Source organism: Gimesia alba (assembly GCF_007744675.1).
GTDB classification, from domain to species: domain Bacteria; phylum Planctomycetota; class Planctomycetia; order Planctomycetales; family Planctomycetaceae; genus Gimesia; species Gimesia alba.
Map to the genome: position 1 here is coordinate 1,052,489 of NZ_CP036269.1, position 18,382 is coordinate 1,070,870.

Below are 18,382 nucleotides of genomic sequence, written 5' to 3' on the forward strand. Positions count from 1 at the left end.
TATCGGGATTTTAGTAGAAAACCCGTAACTTGGTCACCCTCAATTTTTCGGTTTCCTGGTAAACCCGCCTGTAATGCACCAAAGGGACGATCTAATTTAACAGCAGCCCCGCATAACCGACGACGCGGGAGCGATCGCCCGTGATATCCCCAGATGTGGCATAGCCAACTTGCTCTACACGACTCAGTTTACCCATTTTTTGGAGTGTTTTCATCACAATGACGGCTGGCAGGACGCCACACATCGAAATATGGTGCTCCTGGACTGTTTCCAGCAATCCATCCGGATCCATGTTACGCATTTTCTCCAGCGCCAGTTCATCTAGACGACGATTTTCCTCATCGGTGGCAAAATGATTCATGTCACTGGAAATCAGCAACAATGGGGGTTCTTCTAATCCCTGAATGACACGGGCCAGTCCCTCGGCAAATTCTTCACAGCGTTTCAGATTACCACCACCGATGGCGATTCCCACGACTTGTGCATGGGGGGCCAGCCGTTTGATCAAAGGGAGCTCGACTTCAATGGCATGTTCACGCCGATGGGCGGCGGCATCCCGTTCCAGCCCCGGTATCTGCTCCGACAGTGTTTTGGCCAGTTCACCATTCGATTCCAGTTCGCCATTCGGTAACTGCCAGACTCGATGCGGGGCGACGGCCCACTCGACTCCATCGCGCGTATGCTTTGGGCCGATTACAATTATCGTGGACGGGAACTCAATTCGTTTCAGCACCTCAGCGGCGATTTTACCGGAATACATCCAACCGGCATGCGGGACCATCGCGGCAGCCCAGCGTTCGGGTGTGCCCGGTTCATGGAACAGGTCATCTAATAGTCCTTCGAGTGTGCCCGAATCGGCGGGATAAAATGTGCCGGCGACTCCGGCTGGCCTGATTGCCGGCCCCAGTTCTGCGCGGGGACGATTCACGATCTGGAATTGAGCTGCCGCCGTCTGAACTGCCAGACTGAAGACCTGTGCCGACTCGGGTTGTATGATCCCCACGGCCTGTTGTGCCTGGTCGATTAAGTGGGCAGCTTCCTGTTCGCTCTCAAAGAACCAGCCTGTCTTCTGGCCTTCAATCAGTAACAGGCTGCGATTTTGTGAATCGAAGTCTGTCAGATCCACACCTTCCACAGTGCCGTGCATTGCAGGATCAGAGGCCAGCACCAGTTTGACCTGAAATTCTCCCGGACGCAGATTCAGTCGTGAGATGTTCTGTACCAGTTGCTGACAGAGTGAGAACACTGTTGACTGCATTGGAAACGATTGTTTCAACGTCCATTTTGAGATCGCCAGTTCTTCGTCGGTATCTGTTTTCATCAGCAGTAACGCCACGCCCTGAATGTTGGCATCAGAAACGTGAGGGCAGTAATACTGGGGAACCTGGCCGCTCATTAATGCTTCAATGGTTGATTGCACGTACTGCAGATATTGTGCAAATTCACGTTGTCCTAATATTTGCTGGCTGGAAGGCTTAACTGGTTTCGTCGTCATATCTGCTAATTTGGCGGAACAGGAAATACCCTGATAACGTAACAGAGTGGTTCCCGGATCTTTCCAGGCAGTCGGGGGCAGCCCTGCTTTGATGCAAGTCTGATTCAGAAACTCTTCCGCGTTCCAGCCATGATCAAGGGGAACGCCGGGCAGCAGTAAGCCGCTTCGACCGTCGGCTCGAATCTGCAAACCGTGCAGGCCGACCGTAACGGCATTGACACGATCGGTGCCCTGTTCTTCGACCACTTCCAGCTCAGAGAGCAGCCAGACTTCCAGATCGAGCTGTGTTAATTCACTGGAGGAAATCGGAGGAAACCGGGGATCGTCTTTGGCCGCTCGAACCGCTGCCTGATGCAGGGCCTGTCCCAGAGGCAAAGGTTGTCCGAAGTTCCCACAGCAGGAACGGAGTTGTCCCTGGCGTTTCAAGCTGACAAATGCCCCGTTGACGACCATCTCTTCCAGCTCATCGAGCCTCAAGTCTTCGGGCTGGGTCTGTGTTGCCGTACCCACGACAACAGCAGCCGCTTTCTGTAACAGTTTCTGTTCATGCTCACTGGTGAGTTCGATATCTCGCGGTGTCTTATCAGCCTGCATCGGTGAAGAACCTTTCTGTGGTTCGGCTTGTTGAGAGTGAGTGTCGGGAAGTTGTTTCAGCATCGCCTGGATATCAACGGGCAGTCTTTTTTGGCCCCAGGTGCCAGGCTCGTCATTAAAGTGACCTGCGATCTTGGTGCCACAATAACGACATTGATTCTGGTTCAACGCATATTTGCCCAATTGATACCAGTTTCGTTCAATCAGTGTCTGCTGGCATCCGGGGCAATAAGTGCTCTGTCGCGCGGCATCGTTGACGTTCCCTGTATAAACATATTTGAGCCCCGTGTTCAGCGCAATCTCGCGTGCACGGATCAATGTTTCGGGGGGAGTGGCGCCATGATCCAGCATTCGAAAGTCCGGATGGAAAGCGGAGAAGTGCAGCGGCACTTCGTCGCCGACGTTGTCCAGAATCCAGTCGCACATCTGCTGAAATTCACTGCTGTCGTCATTGGCTTGCGGAATCACGAGATTTGTGATTTCAAACCAGACGTCGGTTTCCTGTTTTAACCAGCGCAAGGTATCCAGGACCGGTTGCAGATGCGACAAAGTCACGCGGTAATAAAACTCTTCCGTGAACGCTTTCAAATCGATATTGGCAGCGTCGATATGTTCAAAAAAATCAGCCCGTGCGGATTCGGTAATGTAACCGGCGGTAACAGCGACGGTTTTCACGCCCCGCGCGTGGCAGGCTTTCGATGTTTCGATAGCGTATTCCGACCAGATAATCGGATCGTTATAAGTAAAGGCGACGCTCTGGCAGCCTAACTCCGCAGCAACCTCGGCAATTTCTTCAGGCAGAGCCCGCGCACTGAGCCGCTCGATCTCCCGTGATTTGGAAATGTCCCAGTTCTGACAGAACTTGCAGCCCAGATTGCAACCGGCTGTTCCAAAAGAGAGCACGCTGGAACCCGGATAAAAATGGTTCAACGGTTTTTTTTCGATGGGATCGACACAGAATCCGGTGCTGCGGCCGTAGGTGGTCAAAGCCATCTTGCCACCAATGTTCTGCCGCACGAAGCAAAAACCCCGGTCATTTTCTGAAAGAGCACAGGCGCGCGGACATAAGTCGCAGACGATTTTTTCACCATCTCGGTGCCACCACCGACCCGGGTAGAGCCCTTGTTCAATGTCGGCTGACTGGTCTGGCGTGAGAATAGGGAGCGTTTTTTTTGTCATAGCAGTTGTGGATTAAGAAACGGCGTTGGGAAAGGAAGGGAGCCCTGTCCTTTTAGAATAATTCATTCCGAAGGGCAGGGCCAACAGTATGTTGAAATTTCTGACCGGGAACGCGAATAGAATCTCCGTCATCCCCCAGTCGGCAGGAACCTTGCATAAATTTCTTGAACAGCCTGCTGCACCTGTTGTTGTGCTTTTTGGCTGTTGTCGGGTATCATCAGAGCCCGTAAATCGACTCTTTGATGACCCTATCTATTATACGAAACTGTCCCGCTAATGTTTGCAGATTATTTTTGGTTTTTTGTGGCAGTGACCTCTTATTTCGCCGGTTCGGTCCCATTTGGGCTGCTGACGGCAAAAATAGTGGCGGGAACCGATATCCGCAAAGTGGGCAGCGGCAATATCGGTGCCACGAATGTGGCGCGGACACTTGGGGCGAAATGGGGGATTCTGGTTCTGTTGCTGGATGCGTTAAAGGGGTTATTGCCCGTCTTATTTATTCCGGCATTGTTCGTGAGCCCTGATTCTCCTGATTTTGACCATGCTCGGGTATTGAGCGGCGTTGCCACGATTCTCGGTCATATGTTCCCGATCTGGCTCGGTTTCCGGGGAGGCAAAGGGGTTGCTACCAGTCTGGGCGTCATTCTGGTGCTGGGCCCCTGGTCCACGTTAATTGCCGTTGGCGCTTTCGCTTTGACGTTTCTGGTCACGCGAATTGTTGCCCTCAGTTCGATTCTCGCAGCATTTGCATTTGGTGTGGCTCAGTTTGTGCAACTGGGAACGTCTGCCTTTTCGCAGCAGAAATGGAGTCTCGCTGTTTTCAGTATCGCTGTTCCGCTCTTAATTATCGTGCGGCACTGGAGCAACGTGGGCCGGATTCTGCGAGGAGAAGAAAAGAAATTTCAGTTTGGCGGCCGCGATAAGGCGGCAGAGAGCCCTTCAGAAATCAAACAGGACGAAGAAGCGTAATTGATTTCTGGAATAATCCAGCCAGCAGGATAAGATCGTCCTGATCAAATCACTGGCTCTGATTTTTTCTTACGCGATTCCTGTTTCTTACAGGAAAAATAACGTCAACTAAGATTCCACTCGAATATTGTTAGTCAGGGCATACTGATCGATTTCACTTAAGGCAGCATGTGTTGCCAGTTGTTTGTGGTAAAAAGAATCAGTGCGTCCCGAGAGCACAACAATCTCTCCCAGAATGTCTACTTTCAACGACTGAACCTGACTACCAGTACGAAATGTAATCGTCTGCTCAATCTTCTCTGAAAGTTTCCTGGCTTTCTGTGAATACGTTTCAACAGTCATAAGCAATCCTCCTTGAAATAAGTCAATGTTCCGACAGACAATCACTTGTGTTCCAGCCAGCGGCGAGATCGATGCTGTCGCAGGACTCAAGGCGGGTAACTCTGAAGCAGTAACTCTTGATCGGCAAGCGGCTAACACGGTTCCACCGGGAGCGGAACACAAATCCATTTTCTGTTATTGTAAATCCTCAGTGGGAGAACTCGATAAAATCGATTTCTGAACTCAATCAAAACTGACTTAAGGTTCCTGTCGCTTAAGCACGTACGTTTTATAACTCCGACTGATTCTTAATGATGTAAATTTATCGACCTGCGCAGCATTCGTCAAATAAAAATCTCAACGAATGTTTTGATTCGCAGGAAATACCTCGTTCTGGAAGCAGGTTTTTATTTCCCGTCTGCTTTTGAGTTCCAGATCCAGACCAGTGCGTCTGGCAGAACCGCTTTGCCGTGGCGACTGCTGTGCATGCCGTGGCCGGTCACGAACCAGAAGTCATAACCGCTGTAAGCCAGGGCGGCTGCCATGCGTTCGTTGTTCAGGAACCAGTTCCCCAGTTTGTTATCCAAGTCATTATCGCCATCCTGCAGGAAGACTTTGATGGGCTTGGGAGGATCCTGTTTGCGAATCAGCCCGGGATAATCGTGAGCCGTTTTCCAGGGGCCAAACTGATTGAGGGGAATGGTGTTGTCTTTCCGGGAGGGATAATCATTGATGCCCCGGAAATCACAGAAACTGCCGACAAAGGAAATGACCTTCTGAAACTGGTCGGTCCGATGCCAGGCTGCGGTGAAGGCACAACTGCCGCCGGATGAGGCACCGCAGATCAAATGGTCTTCCGGCTTCTCGGAAATCCGATACTGCTTGCGCACCAAAGGCAGCATTTCTTCATCCAGAAACGTCGCATATTGCGCGGTGCAGGTATCGTATTCATTACTGCGGTTTCTGACGGGCTGTTTGCCTTTGGATTTGGCGGGAATCACGCCGGGATTGATAAAGACGGCGATGGAGACCGGGATTTTTTTTGCGTGGATCAGGTTGTCGAGCACAATGGTGGCGTTTCCATCGCCATGGCAGTATCCGCCGCCGTCGGTGAATACGATCAGTTTGGCGGGATCACCGGTTTCCGAATACTGTGCGGGCACATAGACCCACCAGTCCCGGACCGTGCCCGGATATTGTTTTGTGCTTTTGAAGGCGGGCATCTGAGTCAGTTTGCCTTGTGGAACTCCTTCCTGACGAATGCTTTCGGGTTTCCATTCGTAGCTTTCAAAGCCAAAGCGACTGAATCGGCCCGCGGGTAAACGGCGGCCATTCACGCTATAGCGATAATGAACGGAAGAAAAATTGGGAAAGCGTTCCACGCGAGCAAAGTAGCCGGAATCTCCCAGTTCGATCATGGGCCACTGGCGATCCTTTTCGGCAAAGATGATCATTTCATCGCCAGGCTTGCCTTTCAAAAACCAGCCTGCGAAGCCGCCGCCATCGTCGGTCTTTTGAATTAAATGACGATGGGTGCCTTGGGTTAAGTCTTTTTCTTTCTGATAGCGTTTCAGGAAATAATCGAGAACCTGTTTCTGATTCGCCTGATTGGCGGGCGCTTTTAACAGCTTAGAGACATCTTCCAGATTTTGGGGTGCTGCTGAGACGGAACTGATGAAGCACAGCAGCATAACTGCCAGAGAAGCCGTTTGAATTGTTGAGCGGCAAACAGAAAATCGCATTCCACGATGCTCCTGAAAATAATTGAAGTAAGTGAGATTAAGTGCTCTATGAAGGACGGCAACCAGGCCGGACTGTAAAGATACACGCTTTAACGAATCTATTACACTACGAGACAGGCCGTTTTGCAATTCACTTACCTGTCGAACCTCAAATCTTCTGATTCGTCTGAGAAATTGGATTCTGTCCGTTTGGATCGACCACGGTTCCAGTTACAATGAAAGCAGAAATTGGCAGGAATTATGCGAGAAAGGTAGTTTTGTGACGATGACGCTCAACCCACATCATGCTGTGTATGTTGGCAGTTTTGACCCACCGACATTGGGGCACTTGGATATTGTGGAGCGTGGAGCTGTGATTTATTCCAAGATCACGGTGGGCATTGGGATCAATCCCGATAAACGACCCCTGTTTTCTCCAGAAGAACGTCAACAGATGCTGCAGGGATTGCTGGCCGCCTTTCCGAATGTCGAAGTCAAATGCTTTCAGGGTCTGGCTGTGAACTTCGTGCAGGAATGTGGCGGCGGCGTCATGCTGCGAGGCCTGCGTACCCTCACCGATGTGGAAGCCGAGTTTACCATGTCTCTGGCAAACAGAACCCTGGCCTCTGAGATTGAAACCGTTTTTCTAATGGCCAGTGAAAAATACACGCATATTTCCAGCTCTCTGATCAAACAGATCGCCCAGCTGGGCGGTGATGTCGCAGAAGAAAAACTCAAAGACTTTGTGCCGAAACAGGTTGTCAGTCCCTTAGTCGAAAAATTTGCTTCCCGAACTTAAAACGAAACTGGTATCTGCTTCATTGGTAGATTGAAAAAAAGGAGAACATACGATGGTAAAAACCGCTTCAACAATGCTGCCTTTAGGAACACAGGCTCCCGACTTTTCATTGCCGAACGTCGATGGCAAAACAGTCTCCCTGAGCGATTTTCAGGATTCCAAAGGTTTGCTGGTCATCTTCATGTGCAACCATTGTCCGTTTGTCATTCATCTGCGCGAAGCTCTGGCGGCGTTTGCTGATGAATACATGGCAAAAGGATTAGGCGTGGTCGGCATCAGTTCGAATGACGTCTCATCACACCCTGATGACAGCCCGGAAAAAATGATTGAGGAAGCCAAAACCGCCGGCTACAACTTCCCCTATCTTTATGATGGAACTCAGGAAGTTGCCAAAGCCTACAAAGCAGCTTGCACTCCTGATTTCTTCCTGTTTGATCAGGAACAGAAACTGGTCTACCGCGGGCAGTTTGACGACAGTCGTCCCGGCAATGATAAACCGGTGACCGGCGCCGATCTCAAAGCAGCCTGCGATGCTGTTGTCGCTGGCGCACCTGTGACGGAAGATCAGAAACCCAGCATCGGCTGTAACATCAAATGGCAGGAAGGCAAAGAACCTGAATATTTCACGGGGCAACCCGCCGTCTAGCACTTTCTGATGCAACGATTACTGGCTCTCTCCACTTAAATGTGGAGAGAGCTTTTTTTGTGCCACGATACCGTTTCCGTTTCTATTTCTGATTGTCGCTTGTAGATGGTTCGTCACCAATTTACAATTTATTAACATTCTTACTAAATGGGATGGGCTCTGAGAATAGGAAATCGCAAGCGTGCGGTGGCTTCTGGTAAAGATCATGATAGAGGGGATTCTCGATGAAAAATCGGATGTTCAAGCAGGTGGGATTGCTGTTCCTGGTGGCTGCATTCTCTGCGTTCTTTGTCGTTACCGCGCATCTGAAATCTGCTGAGAACAAGGAGCAGTCTTCCCCATCACTGGCAGACGCACTGCCTCACCTGGAACCGACGTCTCCAGAAAAAGCATTGAAAACTTTTCGTCTGCAAAACGGATTTCAAATGGAATTACTGGCGGCAGAACCTCTGGTGACCGATCCCGTGGCGATGCAGTATGACGAGAACGGCCTGGCGTATGTCATCGAGATGAATGACTATCCTTATACTGATAAATCCAAGGATGAAGCCTGGGCCGAACAGAAGTCGGCTCCGATTGGCAAAGTACGTGTGCTGGAAGATGTGGACGGTGACGGAACCTTTGATCGCTCGACGATCTTTGCCGACCAGCTTTCCTGGCCCACCGGTCTGGCATTCTGGAAAGGGGGCGTTTACGTTTCTGCGACTCCCGATATCTGGTATTTCAAAGATACGGACGGCGATCACAAGGCAGATATCAAACGCAAAGTTTTCACCGGGTTTCGCAAATACAATGTGCAGGCGGTGATGAATAATCTCAAGTGGGGACTGGACCATCAAATCTATGGAGCAGGGGGCAGTAATGGGGGAAGCATTCAAAGTCCGGCTGCTTCCAAAACCGACCCGATTAATATGGGGCGTCGTGATTTTCGCTTTGATGCGGGCACGGAGACCTTCGAAGTCATTTCGGGCGGTGCGCGATTTGGGAATACGTTTGATGACTGGGGCAACCGCTTCATCTGTAATATTCGCAATCCGCTGATGCAGATTGTTCTGCCGTCAAAATATCTGGTTCGCAATCGCTATTTGCCGGTTGCGTCCGCCATCAATAATGCCGTGGATGCCGGTGATACCATATCTGTATTTCGTGCCAGTCCTCCGGAACCCTGGCGGGTCATCAATGCGAAGCGACTGTCCGCCGATCCCACGTCCCGCTCGCCTCGCAGTGAAAAAAGTGCGACTGGCTTTGTGACGTCTTCAGCGGGCGTGACTATATATCGGGGAACCGCTTATCCCAAAGAATATTATGGCAACGCATTCATTGGAGAGGTCGCGGGTAATTTAGTGATGCGGTATCTGATGACCCCAGATGGCGTGACGTATCAAGCGCATCGGGCACATGAAAAGGTCGAGTTTCTGGCCTCCACCGACAACTGGTTTCGTCCGGTGAATTTTCTGAATGCCCCCGATGGCACACTGCACGTACTCGACATGTATCGAGAAAATATCGAACATCCCTGGTCAATTCCCGATGATATTAAAGCACACCTTGACCTGACCAGCGGCCGGGACCGCGGGCGGATTTATCGAATGGTACCTCCTGAGTACCCGGCCGGTTATCAAAAACCACAGCCGCCGCGATTGGGTTCTGCAGACATTAACACACTGGTCGCGGAACTGGAAAATCCCAACGTCTGGTGGCGGGATACTGCGCATCGTTTGATCTTTGAACGGCAGGATCAGGCCGCGATCCCTTTGCTCAACGCGTTGCTGGAAAGCAGTGAGTCCTCTCTGGCGCGCTTGCATGCACTCTGGTCCTTAGAGGGATTAAATGCACTCAGCGAGGCGAATATACTGCAGGCGCTCAACGATAGCGAACCGGAAATCAGACGCGCCGCTGTCAAGCTTGCCGAACCAAAGCTGAATCAAAGTGAATCGCTGCGAAACCAAGTCCTGACTCTGGCGACGGATGAAGATCCCCGCGTTCGCTTCCAGGCCGCATTCACTCTGGGCGAGATAAAAGATCCACGGGCTGCGAAAGCCTTGTACCAGATTGTCCGCCGCGATTATGGCGACGCCTGGATTCGCACCGCCGTTTTGAGTTCGTTATCAGAGTCAACGGCCGAATTTTTGAAAAGCTTACTGGAAGACGTCGAATTTGCTGCCAGCCCCGATGCCAAGCCCCTATTGAGCCAGCTGGCAAATGTGATTGGCACACGAAAGCAGGTTCCGGAAGTGACTGAAATTCTGGAACTGGCGTTCCGTTATCGGTATCCCGACCAGCAACAGAAGACGGAAGCGGTTCAAGATGAAATCGTGCTGGCGATAGGCCAGGGTTTAAAGCGAGGCGGCCAAACGATTCTGGCATTCGCGAAGGAGGACGAGTCAGGGGCCGCGCAGTTGGTTCGAGACCGCATCGCACGGGCGAAGCAGGTCGCTGCCGACCGAACACAAACCGTGCCAGCCCGTCAACAGGCCATTGAACTTTTGAGCTGCACCGACCTGGCAACAGCCGAAGCGGATTTGCTGCCTTTACTGGCGGCACGCGAGCCGCAGGTGATTCAGGTTTCTGTTGTCGAAGCCTTCACCAGTTTTACCGATACGCAAATCGCGGAACTGTTACTCAAACAATATCCCGCTCTGACGCCGAGTGTGAGAACGGAAATTGTCAATCGTCTGTTAAGGAGACAGAACTGGATCTTACGACTGTTTGCAGCGATCTCCGACCGGACAGTTTCGATCACGCAGATCCCGCAAGTCAGACGGACGATTTTGTTAAAAAGTACAAATCCGGAAATCAAAAAGCAGGCTGCCCGGCTATTTGCTGGCGAGACCCTCGGTCCGCGGCGTGAAATTATTGCGCAATATCAGCCGGCACTTTCTTTCAAGTCGAATCTGGCAGCTGGAAAAAAAGTCTTTAAGCGCGAATGTCTCACCTGCCATAAGCTGGGATCAGAGGGTTCTGAAGTCGGCCCGAATTTAGCGACGATCAAAAACAGAACCGCACCGGAAATTCTGGTGCATGTACTCGATCCGAATAAGGAAGTCTCGCCGAACTATCTGGAGTATGTGGTCGTCACAGAAGACGGGCTGATCGAAACCGGCATCATTGTGAATGAGACGCCTTCCAGTATAACTTTGAAAAAAGCAGAGAATAAACAGATTACGATTCTGCGAGAGAACATCGAAGAGATTCGAAGTTCGGGAAAATCATTGATGCCCGAGGGCTTTGAAAAGAAAATCAAACCCAGGGAAATGGCGGATTTGATCGCCTATCTCATGGCACTGGAAAACTGACGATCATCAATCAGATGATCGAGGGCACATCCGGTTGTTGATGATTTCCCAACCGGGATGACTTATTAGCCGCAGGGCGTTAGCCCCGGTTCCTTCCATATGCAAAGAGGCATTCGAATTCAGAAACGCTACTTGGCACCCGAAAGGGCCTGCGAGACACTCCACACGTACACTCCTCATTTTGATTAAAATGTAGAAATTTTTGACGAATTCTGTGGATCATCTCAATCCATTTTCGTTTTCATAGTAGAGACTCTATCTAAAGGGACGACTCGCTGTCTTGAGTCGTCCGGTTGATCAACTTTTTTGTAGGGCGGGCCTTCGTCAATACAAAAATCAACCACGCGTCTGGTGGCTTCCGTCGATCAGTTCGAAAGAACTGCGCGCAAGCGACTTTACGCTTCAGGAGAACTCATCATGCTATTTCGAAAACCCAATCGTCATCGCAGGGCCGCCCATCACTCATCTCATTTTTCAGCCGTTGAACACCTTGAAGATCGTCAACTTCTGTCGGCGGTGAATTCTCTCTCAACAGACATTATCGATTCGAGTACGGAGTGGAACACCATTACCGAATACGCGTCGATTGACGGGACCGGCAACAACATCGACAACCCGGAACTCGGTAGTGTCGGTACACAACTCATCAGGCTGGCCGAGGCCGATTATGGCGATGGCCTGTCGACTCCAGGAGGCGAAGACCGACCGAGTGCCCGCGAAATCAGTAATGTGATTGCAGCCGTAGATTCATACGAAACCAACGACCGCTATCTGACAGACATCCTCTGGGTCTGGGGACAATTCATCGATCATGACATCACCCTGACCGAAGCCGCTCACGATGAAGACGGCAATCCGCTGGAATCGTTTCCGATCGATGTTCCGACAGGTGACCCATTCTTCGATCCCGATGGTTCCGGGGATGATGTCATTGGTCTGAACCGCTCCGCCTTCGAGTTAGACGAGAACGGAGTGCGACAGCAGATCAATCAGATTACCGCGTTCATCGATGGTTCTGGGATCTACGGTTCGGACGAAGAACTGGCGGCGGAGTTGAGAACCTTTGTTGGGGGGCAGCTGAAAACCAGTGATGGTGACCTGCTGCCATACGGAGACGACGGATTCTTTCAGGCAGGCGATATTCGCGCCAATGAGAACGTGGCTTTGACTTCAATGCACACCATCTGGGTCCGCGAGCACAATCGGATTGCTTCTGAGTTGGCAGATGAAAACCCGGATCTGACTGATGAAGAACTGTACCAACAGGCTCGGCAGATCGTGATTGGCGAGTTGCAAGCGATTACGTTCAATGAATTCCTCCCGGCATTGTTCGGCACGGGGGTCGTCAGCGAATACATGGGATACGAGCCCTCGGTCGATCCCAGTATCGCCAATGAATTTTCCAATGCCGCCTATCGCTTCGGGCACACAATGCTGTCGTCCGAACTGTTGCGGCTTGACGAGACTGGGAATGTCGCCGACGAAGGCAATATCGCGTTGTTGAACGCGTTTTTCAACCCGGGCGAACTGGAAGAAAATGGGGTTGATTCCCTGTTGCGCGGGGCCACTGTGAACGTGGCACAGGAAATCGATAACGAACTCGTCGATGATGTTCGCAACTTCCTGTTTGGACCTCCGGGCGCCGGCGGTTTCGATCTGGCGTCGCTGAATATCCAGCGTGGCCGCGACCATGGACTGGCGGACTATAACTCAACACGAGTTGCCCTGGGTCTGCCGGCCGTGGAAAGTTTCTCCGACATTTCATCTAATCCGGAAGTCGCTGCCAAACTGGAAGCACTGTACGGCACTGTCGATAACATTGACCTATGGGTCGGCGGTCTGGCCGAAGATCATTTGCCGGGATCGAGCATGGGCGAGACGTTCACTGCGATTATCGTCGATCAGTTTGAGCGACTGCGCGACGGAGATCGTTTCTGGTACGAAAATGTATTCTCCGGTGCTGCATTGAAAGAAATCGACGGCACGACACTGGCTGATGTGATCGAACGCAACTCGGATGTTTCCGGGCTGCAGGAAAATGTGTTCTTTGCTCCCACTGTCATGCGGCTCGATCTGGCGGAAACCCATGCCAACGACGTCACCATTCGCGAGAAAAACGGGAATCTGGAAGTGGTCGACAACAGAACGCATCAGGTCATCGGCAGTCAGTCACTGGACAGCGTCGAACGTTTGATGCTGACAAGTACCAACAACGGGTCGCAACGCGTCACCCTTGAAGGCATCACTGTCGCAGATCTCCCCGGCGGTCTGGTCGTGGAAGCGGGCAAAGGCCGCGCTGACACATTGATTGTGAACGGGACGGACCAAAGCGATACGATAATTGTGAACGATGGTGTTGTTGATGTCTCCGGTATGCAACTGGAATTCACCGGCATGGAGCGGATTGTGATTCGGGGCACGGATGCAGATGACACGATTGAAGTGGCTGACGGCGTGGATATCGACGTCGACATACTCGACATCATCGGCGGGGACCACATGCACAAAGGCCCTCGTGGTGGAGAGCGCATGGCGCATCGTCCGGACGATCACCGCCCCCCACAAGGATCGAACCAGCAAAGGCCTGGGGATCAACGTGACGATAGGCACGAAATGCTGGATCAGGTCTTTGCTTCCAGTGACCTTGATCCTGTGTTAGGGATGCCGCCTGGCAAACGCCGTCGCTAGACTGTGTCCCGTTTTACTGTAGCGTTTCCAAGGCCATTTGGACCGAGTATCTGAGATTGAAACACGCTATGGTCAAATGTGATGCGCTCCAGTAGCTGGCGGATGACTTTTTGCTGACCACGCCGATCTGTCCCCACTTCACCAGGTCCAGAACTTGATCTCGGGATCAGGATTCTGGATCTGGTAAGGTGCAGGCGATGATGCACAGTCTTCGTTGAATCCAGGTTTTGAAACAATCTCTATTTCGAAGTGAGCTGGAAGTCGAATACGTTTTCGCCCGCTTTGACTTCTTCGGTCAGTGTGGACTTCGTGTTATATTTCGCAGGGACTGTTTCTTTGAATGGTGCCGCGCCTGCGCCGCCTTCTTCTTCGGAATTGTCATTCTGGACTGTTGTGATGCTGATTGTATGCGTACCGATTTTGGCACCTTTGGTGTCACCCACATAGATCAATTCATATTTGCCAGCATCGTCAGTTGTCCCCATAGAAGAGCGACCACTCTCCGGGCTGAACACAACCATGACTCCTGCCAGCGGTTTTTCATCCATGGTGACGGTTCCTGTGACTGTTCCCAGGTCGGGTTGATCACCGGGAGTATTTGAACATCCACTGGAGATGAGACACAGGAAAGTGAAAAGTAAACTAAATTTCCAGTGAGCTGCGAATGTCATGAAAGTCTCCTGAGCGCGATGAAATTTTTTAAGAGAAATCAAATGCTGAATGATTTTGAAAGGGAATCATAGTATGGCCAAGATCACAGAACAAGTTGGTGCACGATCCAGGTCTGATTATGGTTTTATGAGAACAATAATAAAGGGACAAGCAGTTTCAATCACTGCTTGTCCCTTATAATCTGGTTTTAGTGAATTTTAAGACAGGGCCTTAATACTCACCAACAACATTGCCATCATCGATTCCGATCAGGTACTCAAAAGTACTGTCGTTTGCGATAGTAGCGGCTTTGTGGTCGATGTTTTCGCTGAGAAATTTAATGCGGCCATCGCCAAACAGGAAATGGGCACCGCCTACATGACGGCTGCTGAAGGCAATTCTTCCCTGTCCTGAAGAGGCGTTGGCGTTGATTGGGGCCGCACCACCTCCAAAAATGGAGATCAATCCCTGGTTGGAACTGGAGCCAGCAGAACTGATGGCAGGACCAGTAGCGTTATAATCGCGGGCTGCATACAGGGCACCGGCAAATGCTTTGTTGTTGCCGAGTTTGTAAGCGCGTTCGCCGGCCAGAATTACATTACTGCTGCCATCTGATAAATCACGCATTTTAATTGAGCTATTGCGGAAAAACGCGCCATTGGCCGTGCTGGCGGGATCAGATCCCTGGTCTTTCTTTAAACCATAGGAGCTGTTTGACGCAATATAGTTTGTAACCGCCAGACCGTATTCTGACCCTCCGGTTGCTTTAATTCTGCGGCCTGCTTCGTCATGAATTTGGGGACCTGTGTCAGAAGGGCAACGGAAGACAGGCAGGGTCTGCCGCATGGTAGTACGAATGGTGGCATTATTGAGTACCGTTGATACGGGAACGGTGCCCACATTGAGCTGATTAAACAGCGGCGCCTGATCGAGATAAGGCAGCAATAAGGCATTCCAGGCCCAGTGACCTTCATTGTCAACCACCACGCCGCCATTGGTAGGCAGGATTTCTTCCACATAACCGGGAGGGAATGTGCGAAACGTTTCGTGATAGTTGTGCATTGCCAGCCCCATTTGCTTCAAATTATTTTTGCAGGTGCTTCTGCGGGCGGCTTCACGTGCTTGCTGTACGGCAGGTAAAAGTAATGCAATGAGAATCGCAATAATGGCGATCACGACCAGTAACTCAATCAGGGTAAAGCCCCGTTGAGAACGCGAGCGACTAAACTTGTTCATAGAGTCGTTCCTGTCTTTCTAAACCGAATCCGGATAACAATATCTTCAACTGGAATAATGAATAAAAATAGTCCAGAGAAACGCAAAAATTGTAGGATCAGACCTCTATTCAGGTGGCCTGACAGATAAGAGGCTGAGGAAATGCTTCACCAAACACCCTGTTCTAGTGAACAATATTCAAGGTGCCCTCATTAAGCATTCGTATGCAAAAGCAGTGATTTACCTGAAAATTTTTCAAAAATAATTGTTTTCCACATAAAAGAGTCCTGTTTAGTGCTCACATGTTACTTTTTGCATCACAGTTACCTAAATCTAGTTTAGAATTGACGAGCGGGTGGCGAATTTTCGCATTAAAGATCATTTATGAATAGAATTCGGAAGTAAGTTGCCGGGAGTTTGTACGATAGCTTGATAGGCGGCTTCATTTTCTGTGTCAGAAGCTGAGAGTTTGTATCGTTATAAAGAAGGTTTCATGAGCAACGACCTGGAAAATGCCGCCTTGCCCGACGATTTGCAGATGCAGTTTCTGCATGAGTTTACGCAGCATCGGAACCAGATTTATTCCTACATCTATTCTCTGCTGCCGAATCGGGATGATGCCGAAGACGTTTTTCAGCGAACCAGCCTGATTCTCTGGAAAAAGTTTCCGGAATATGATGCGACCTGCAGCTTTTTCTCCTGGGCGTGTGGCGTGGCGTTCTACGAAGTGAAAAACTTTATTCGAGTTGCACAGAGAAAACGGTTACAATTTCGAGAAGATGTAATTCAGCAACTGGCTGATGAAAGAGCGGGGATTCCTCAGCTGAAATGGAATCAGCGGGCCACTGCGTTACAGGACTGTATTAAAAAGCTGAAAGAGAAAGATCGTCACCTGGTGGATCAGGTCTACCGGGATCAGACGCCTGTCAAGGAGGCCGCCGAAGCAGTCGGGGCCGCCGTTCAGACACTATATAACAGGCTCAACCAGATTCGTCATCAATTGACTCACTGTATTGAACGCACAATGTCCTTTACAGGAGAGGGAAAATGAATCAAAGCAATCAGCAAAACGAACTCCTGTATGAACTTTTCGGTGCGTTGTGTAATGAAACGATTACACCAGAGCAACATCAACAACTGCAGGATATTCTGGCGACAGACTCCGATGCCCGATTGAAGTATTTTAACTACATGGAGCTGCATCTGAATCTGGAGCGGCTGCACGATGAACAGCCTGAGCCCGAGATCGATTTTCATTTTCATACACAGACACTGCCGGCAACCGAAGCAAAGACTCCCGCAAGTCGGTCATTGAAAGCGCCGCAGGCATTGTGGCTGTTGCTGACTGCTGTCTGCGCTGCGATCGTGGGCGGCTTTCTGTTTCTCAATCAATCTCCCTCTCCAGCACCACAAATCAGCCAAGAGATGACCCCTGAGAAGACTTCGGTTGCGAAAGTCACTCAAACGGCAGCCGTCCGATTTGCCGAAGGGGCGCCGTTTCTGAAAGTGGGTTCGACCATTGAAGCCTATCAGGAATACGCGATTTCAGAAGGACAGGTTCAGCTCGTGTTTGCCAACGGTGCGGAAGTCATCCTCACTGGACCGGCTGTATTTGAAAGTGAAGGGGACGAGCATCTGGCGGTCCGCTACGGTTCCTGTTCTGTGTTTGCTCCTGATGGCGCTGAAGGATTTACGGTGGAAACGCCGCTCTCCAATGTCGTCGATTATGGTACCCGGTTTTCTGTGAATGTTTCGGAAGCGGGAAATACCGACGTGCAAGTCATCGAAGGCGAAACCGATGTCCGACCGATTAAGCTGGATGAGAATACCGGGGTTGCCGCAAAACGTCTAACCAAAGGCATGGCTCAGCGTTTAACCACCAATAATGGTCTCGTTGTAAATGAAATTCCCTTTGATCGTGCGCAATATGTTTCCGAATTGCCAGATCGTGTGATCTCCTATAACACGACTTTAGGCCCGCGTCGAAAAGCAGAAGATCTGACGAGCGTCAAAATTCAGCGTGGGGGAACCGCTTATGAGTACGCGGTTGAGGATTTGATCGGGATTGAGCTAACGCATTACAAAGGCAGATCTTTTCTGACTCGCGATGATGGCGTTGACCCCGCTATGGATGGGAATCCACTGACATTACGCCGGCATCTGCTGGATCAGGATCGCAGCCTGCTGACCGGGGTGGTGAATCCCTTTGGCTCTGAAACGCCGTTAACTGAGCCTCCTGTGATGAATGAAGTGGAAGATCCGAACCAGCCTAATACGCCCGGGATGGCGATTCGGTTCCGCAAGCCCGTGGTGAATGATGCAGGGCCGGATATTGTTCTGTTTGATCTGCAAGTCATCGTGCATACAACAACAGGTGATGCGTTTTATGTCACTCCCTTACCGTTTACTTCCCAACGCAAAACGCACAAAATAGAGCAGTTTGATATCGACCTCGCTTCACCTGAAGCAAAGCCGTTAGAGAAATTCTGGTTACATCTGTTTAATAAAAATCAACAGGCAGGCATTGGTTCCCGCAGTGAACTGGAAACCGCTTCCGGCAACGGGGGCAATTTGCATATCGTCGGTGCCAAGGCATTGGCGGTCGGCATTGATCTGTCTGATCTGGGTTTTGCTGAAGGTGAAACCGTGGAAGGTTTATTTATTCAGGATGCCCAGGATAACGTTGACGTGATTGATCCGGTGTTTATCGCCGGGCTCCCCCCCTTGAAACACTCCAAAAAATAATAGCGAACTTAATGTGATGTGATCCGAAGGATAGAAATCGTTTTGTCTTCCGCATCAAAATAA

Annotated in this window: 12 protein-coding genes; 7 read left to right on the plus strand and 5 right to left on the minus strand. The window is 50.6% G+C overall.

Annotated elements, in window-relative coordinates; translation table 11 throughout:
- Positions 1 to 91: 91 nt before the first annotated feature.
- Positions 92 to 3,268 carry an AmmeMemoRadiSam system radical SAM enzyme gene (amrS, locus tag Pan241w_RS04050; protein ID WP_145211327.1) on the minus strand — a complete coding sequence of 1,059 codons (3,177 nt, stop codon included), beginning with the start codon at positions 3,266 to 3,268 and terminating at the stop codon, positions 92 to 94.
- Positions 3,269 to 3,544: 276 nt separating this feature from the next.
- Here amrS and plsY point away from each other — a divergent pair, with 276 nt between their 5' ends.
- Positions 3,545 to 4,237 (plus strand): glycerol-3-phosphate 1-O-acyltransferase PlsY, encoded by a 693-nt coding sequence (gene plsY, locus Pan241w_RS04055; RefSeq protein ID WP_145211330.1) that lies wholly within the window; start codon positions 3,545 to 3,547, stop codon positions 4,235 to 4,237.
- A gap of 108 nt (positions 4,238 to 4,345) precedes the next feature.
- On the opposite strand, the gene Pan241w_RS04060 is transcribed toward plsY, so the two are convergent.
- Both Pan241w_RS04060 and Pan241w_RS04065 read right to left on the minus strand, forming a co-directional pair.
- Positions 4,346 to 4,579 carry a hypothetical protein gene (locus Pan241w_RS04060; RefSeq protein WP_145211333.1) on the minus strand — a complete coding sequence of 78 codons (234 nt, stop codon included), beginning with the start codon at positions 4,577 to 4,579 and terminating at the stop codon, positions 4,346 to 4,348.
- Positions 4,580 to 4,965: 386 nt separating this feature from the next.
- Positions 4,966 to 6,300, minus strand: a complete 1,335-nt coding sequence (locus Pan241w_RS04065) for an alpha/beta hydrolase (RefSeq protein WP_145211336.1) — start codon at positions 6,298 to 6,300, stop codon at positions 4,966 to 4,968.
- A 265-nt stretch (positions 6,301 to 6,565) separates the two neighbouring features.
- Between Pan241w_RS04065 and coaD the strand changes: the two genes are divergently transcribed.
- The 4 genes from coaD to Pan241w_RS04085 all read left to right on the plus strand — a co-directional run bounded on the left by coaD (position 6,566) and on the right by Pan241w_RS04085 (position 13,708).
- The gene (gene coaD / locus Pan241w_RS04070; protein WP_232107458.1) at positions 6,566 to 7,078 is read left to right on the plus strand and encodes a pantetheine-phosphate adenylyltransferase; all 513 of its coding nucleotides are present in this window, start codon (positions 6,566 to 6,568) and stop codon (positions 7,076 to 7,078) included.
- Positions 7,079 to 7,130: 52 nt separating this feature from the next.
- Complete coding sequence (locus tag Pan241w_RS04075) at positions 7,131 to 7,724, plus strand: thioredoxin family protein (protein ID WP_145211342.1); 594 nt, start codon at positions 7,131 to 7,133, stop codon at positions 7,722 to 7,724.
- A gap of 224 nt (positions 7,725 to 7,948) precedes the next feature.
- The gene (locus tag Pan241w_RS04080) at positions 7,949 to 11,020 is read left to right on the plus strand and encodes a PVC-type heme-binding CxxCH protein (RefSeq protein ID WP_145211345.1); all 3,072 of its coding nucleotides are present in this window, start codon (positions 7,949 to 7,951) and stop codon (positions 11,018 to 11,020) included.
- 417 nt (positions 11,021 to 11,437) lie between these two features.
- A complete protein-coding gene (locus tag Pan241w_RS04085) occupies positions 11,438 to 13,708 on the plus strand; it encodes a peroxidase family protein (RefSeq protein ID WP_145211348.1) in 2,271 nt (756 codons plus the stop codon).
- Positions 13,709 to 13,947: 239 nt separating this feature from the next.
- On the opposite strand, the gene Pan241w_RS04090 is transcribed toward Pan241w_RS04085, so the two are convergent.
- Both Pan241w_RS04090 and Pan241w_RS04095 read right to left on the minus strand, forming a co-directional pair.
- On the minus strand, positions 13,948 to 14,379 hold the full coding sequence (locus Pan241w_RS04090) for a transthyretin-like family protein (RefSeq protein WP_145211351.1): 432 nt from the start codon (positions 14,377 to 14,379) through the stop codon (positions 13,948 to 13,950).
- Positions 14,380 to 14,590: 211 nt separating this feature from the next.
- Positions 14,591 to 15,595: a DUF1559 domain-containing protein gene (locus tag Pan241w_RS04095; protein ID WP_145211354.1), complete on the minus strand. Its 1,005-nt coding sequence runs from the start codon at positions 15,593 to 15,595 to the stop codon at positions 14,591 to 14,593.
- A 472-nt stretch (positions 15,596 to 16,067) separates the two neighbouring features.
- On the opposite strand from Pan241w_RS04095, the gene Pan241w_RS04100 reads away from it, so the two are divergent.
- Together Pan241w_RS04100 and Pan241w_RS04105 are read left to right on the plus strand one after the other, a co-directional pair.
- Positions 16,068 to 16,625 carry a sigma-70 family RNA polymerase sigma factor gene (locus Pan241w_RS04100; RefSeq protein WP_145211357.1) on the plus strand — a complete coding sequence of 186 codons (558 nt, stop codon included), beginning with the start codon at positions 16,068 to 16,070 and terminating at the stop codon, positions 16,623 to 16,625.
- Positions 16,622 to 18,319: a FecR family protein gene (locus Pan241w_RS04105; protein WP_145211360.1), complete on the plus strand. Its 1,698-nt coding sequence runs from the start codon at positions 16,622 to 16,624 to the stop codon at positions 18,317 to 18,319. Before Pan241w_RS04100 ends, Pan241w_RS04105 begins: the two co-directional genes overlap by 4 nt.
- Positions 18,320 to 18,382 lie beyond the last annotated feature (63 nt).

Bases quoted from the DNA above. Each gene is read 5' to 3' on its own strand.
- Pan241w_RS04080 (WP_145211345.1), top strand. From the start codon at position 7,949: ATGAAAAATCGGATGTTCAAGCAGGTGGGATTGCTGTTCCTGGTGGCT.
- Pan241w_RS04095 (WP_145211354.1), bottom strand. From the start codon at position 15,595: ATGAACAAGTTTAGTCGCTCGCGTTCTCAACGGGGCTTTACCCTGATT.
- Pan241w_RS04105 (WP_145211360.1), top strand. From the start codon at position 16,622: ATGAATCAAAGCAATCAGCAAAACGAACTCCTGTATGAACTTTTCGGT.
- amrS (WP_145211327.1), bottom strand. From the start codon at position 3,268: ATGACAAAAAAAACGCTCCCTATTCTCACGCCAGACCAGTCAGCCGAC.
- plsY (WP_145211330.1), top strand. From the start codon at position 3,545: ATGTTTGCAGATTATTTTTGGTTTTTTGTGGCAGTGACCTCTTATTTC.
- Pan241w_RS04085 (WP_145211348.1), top strand. From the start codon at position 11,438: ATGCTATTTCGAAAACCCAATCGTCATCGCAGGGCCGCCCATCACTCA.
- coaD (WP_232107458.1), top strand. From the start codon at position 6,566: ATGACGCTCAACCCACATCATGCTGTGTATGTTGGCAGTTTTGACCCA.
- Pan241w_RS04060 (WP_145211333.1), bottom strand. From the start codon at position 4,579: ATGACTGTTGAAACGTATTCACAGAAAGCCAGGAAACTTTCAGAGAAG.
- Pan241w_RS04065 (WP_145211336.1), bottom strand. From the start codon at position 6,300: ATGCGATTTTCTGTTTGCCGCTCAACAATTCAAACGGCTTCTCTGGCA.
- Pan241w_RS04090 (WP_145211351.1), bottom strand. From the start codon at position 14,379: ATGACATTCGCAGCTCACTGGAAATTTAGTTTACTTTTCACTTTCCTG.
- Pan241w_RS04100 (WP_145211357.1), top strand. From the start codon at position 16,068: ATGAGCAACGACCTGGAAAATGCCGCCTTGCCCGACGATTTGCAGATG.
- Pan241w_RS04075 (WP_145211342.1), top strand. From the start codon at position 7,131: ATGGTAAAAACCGCTTCAACAATGCTGCCTTTAGGAACACAGGCTCCC.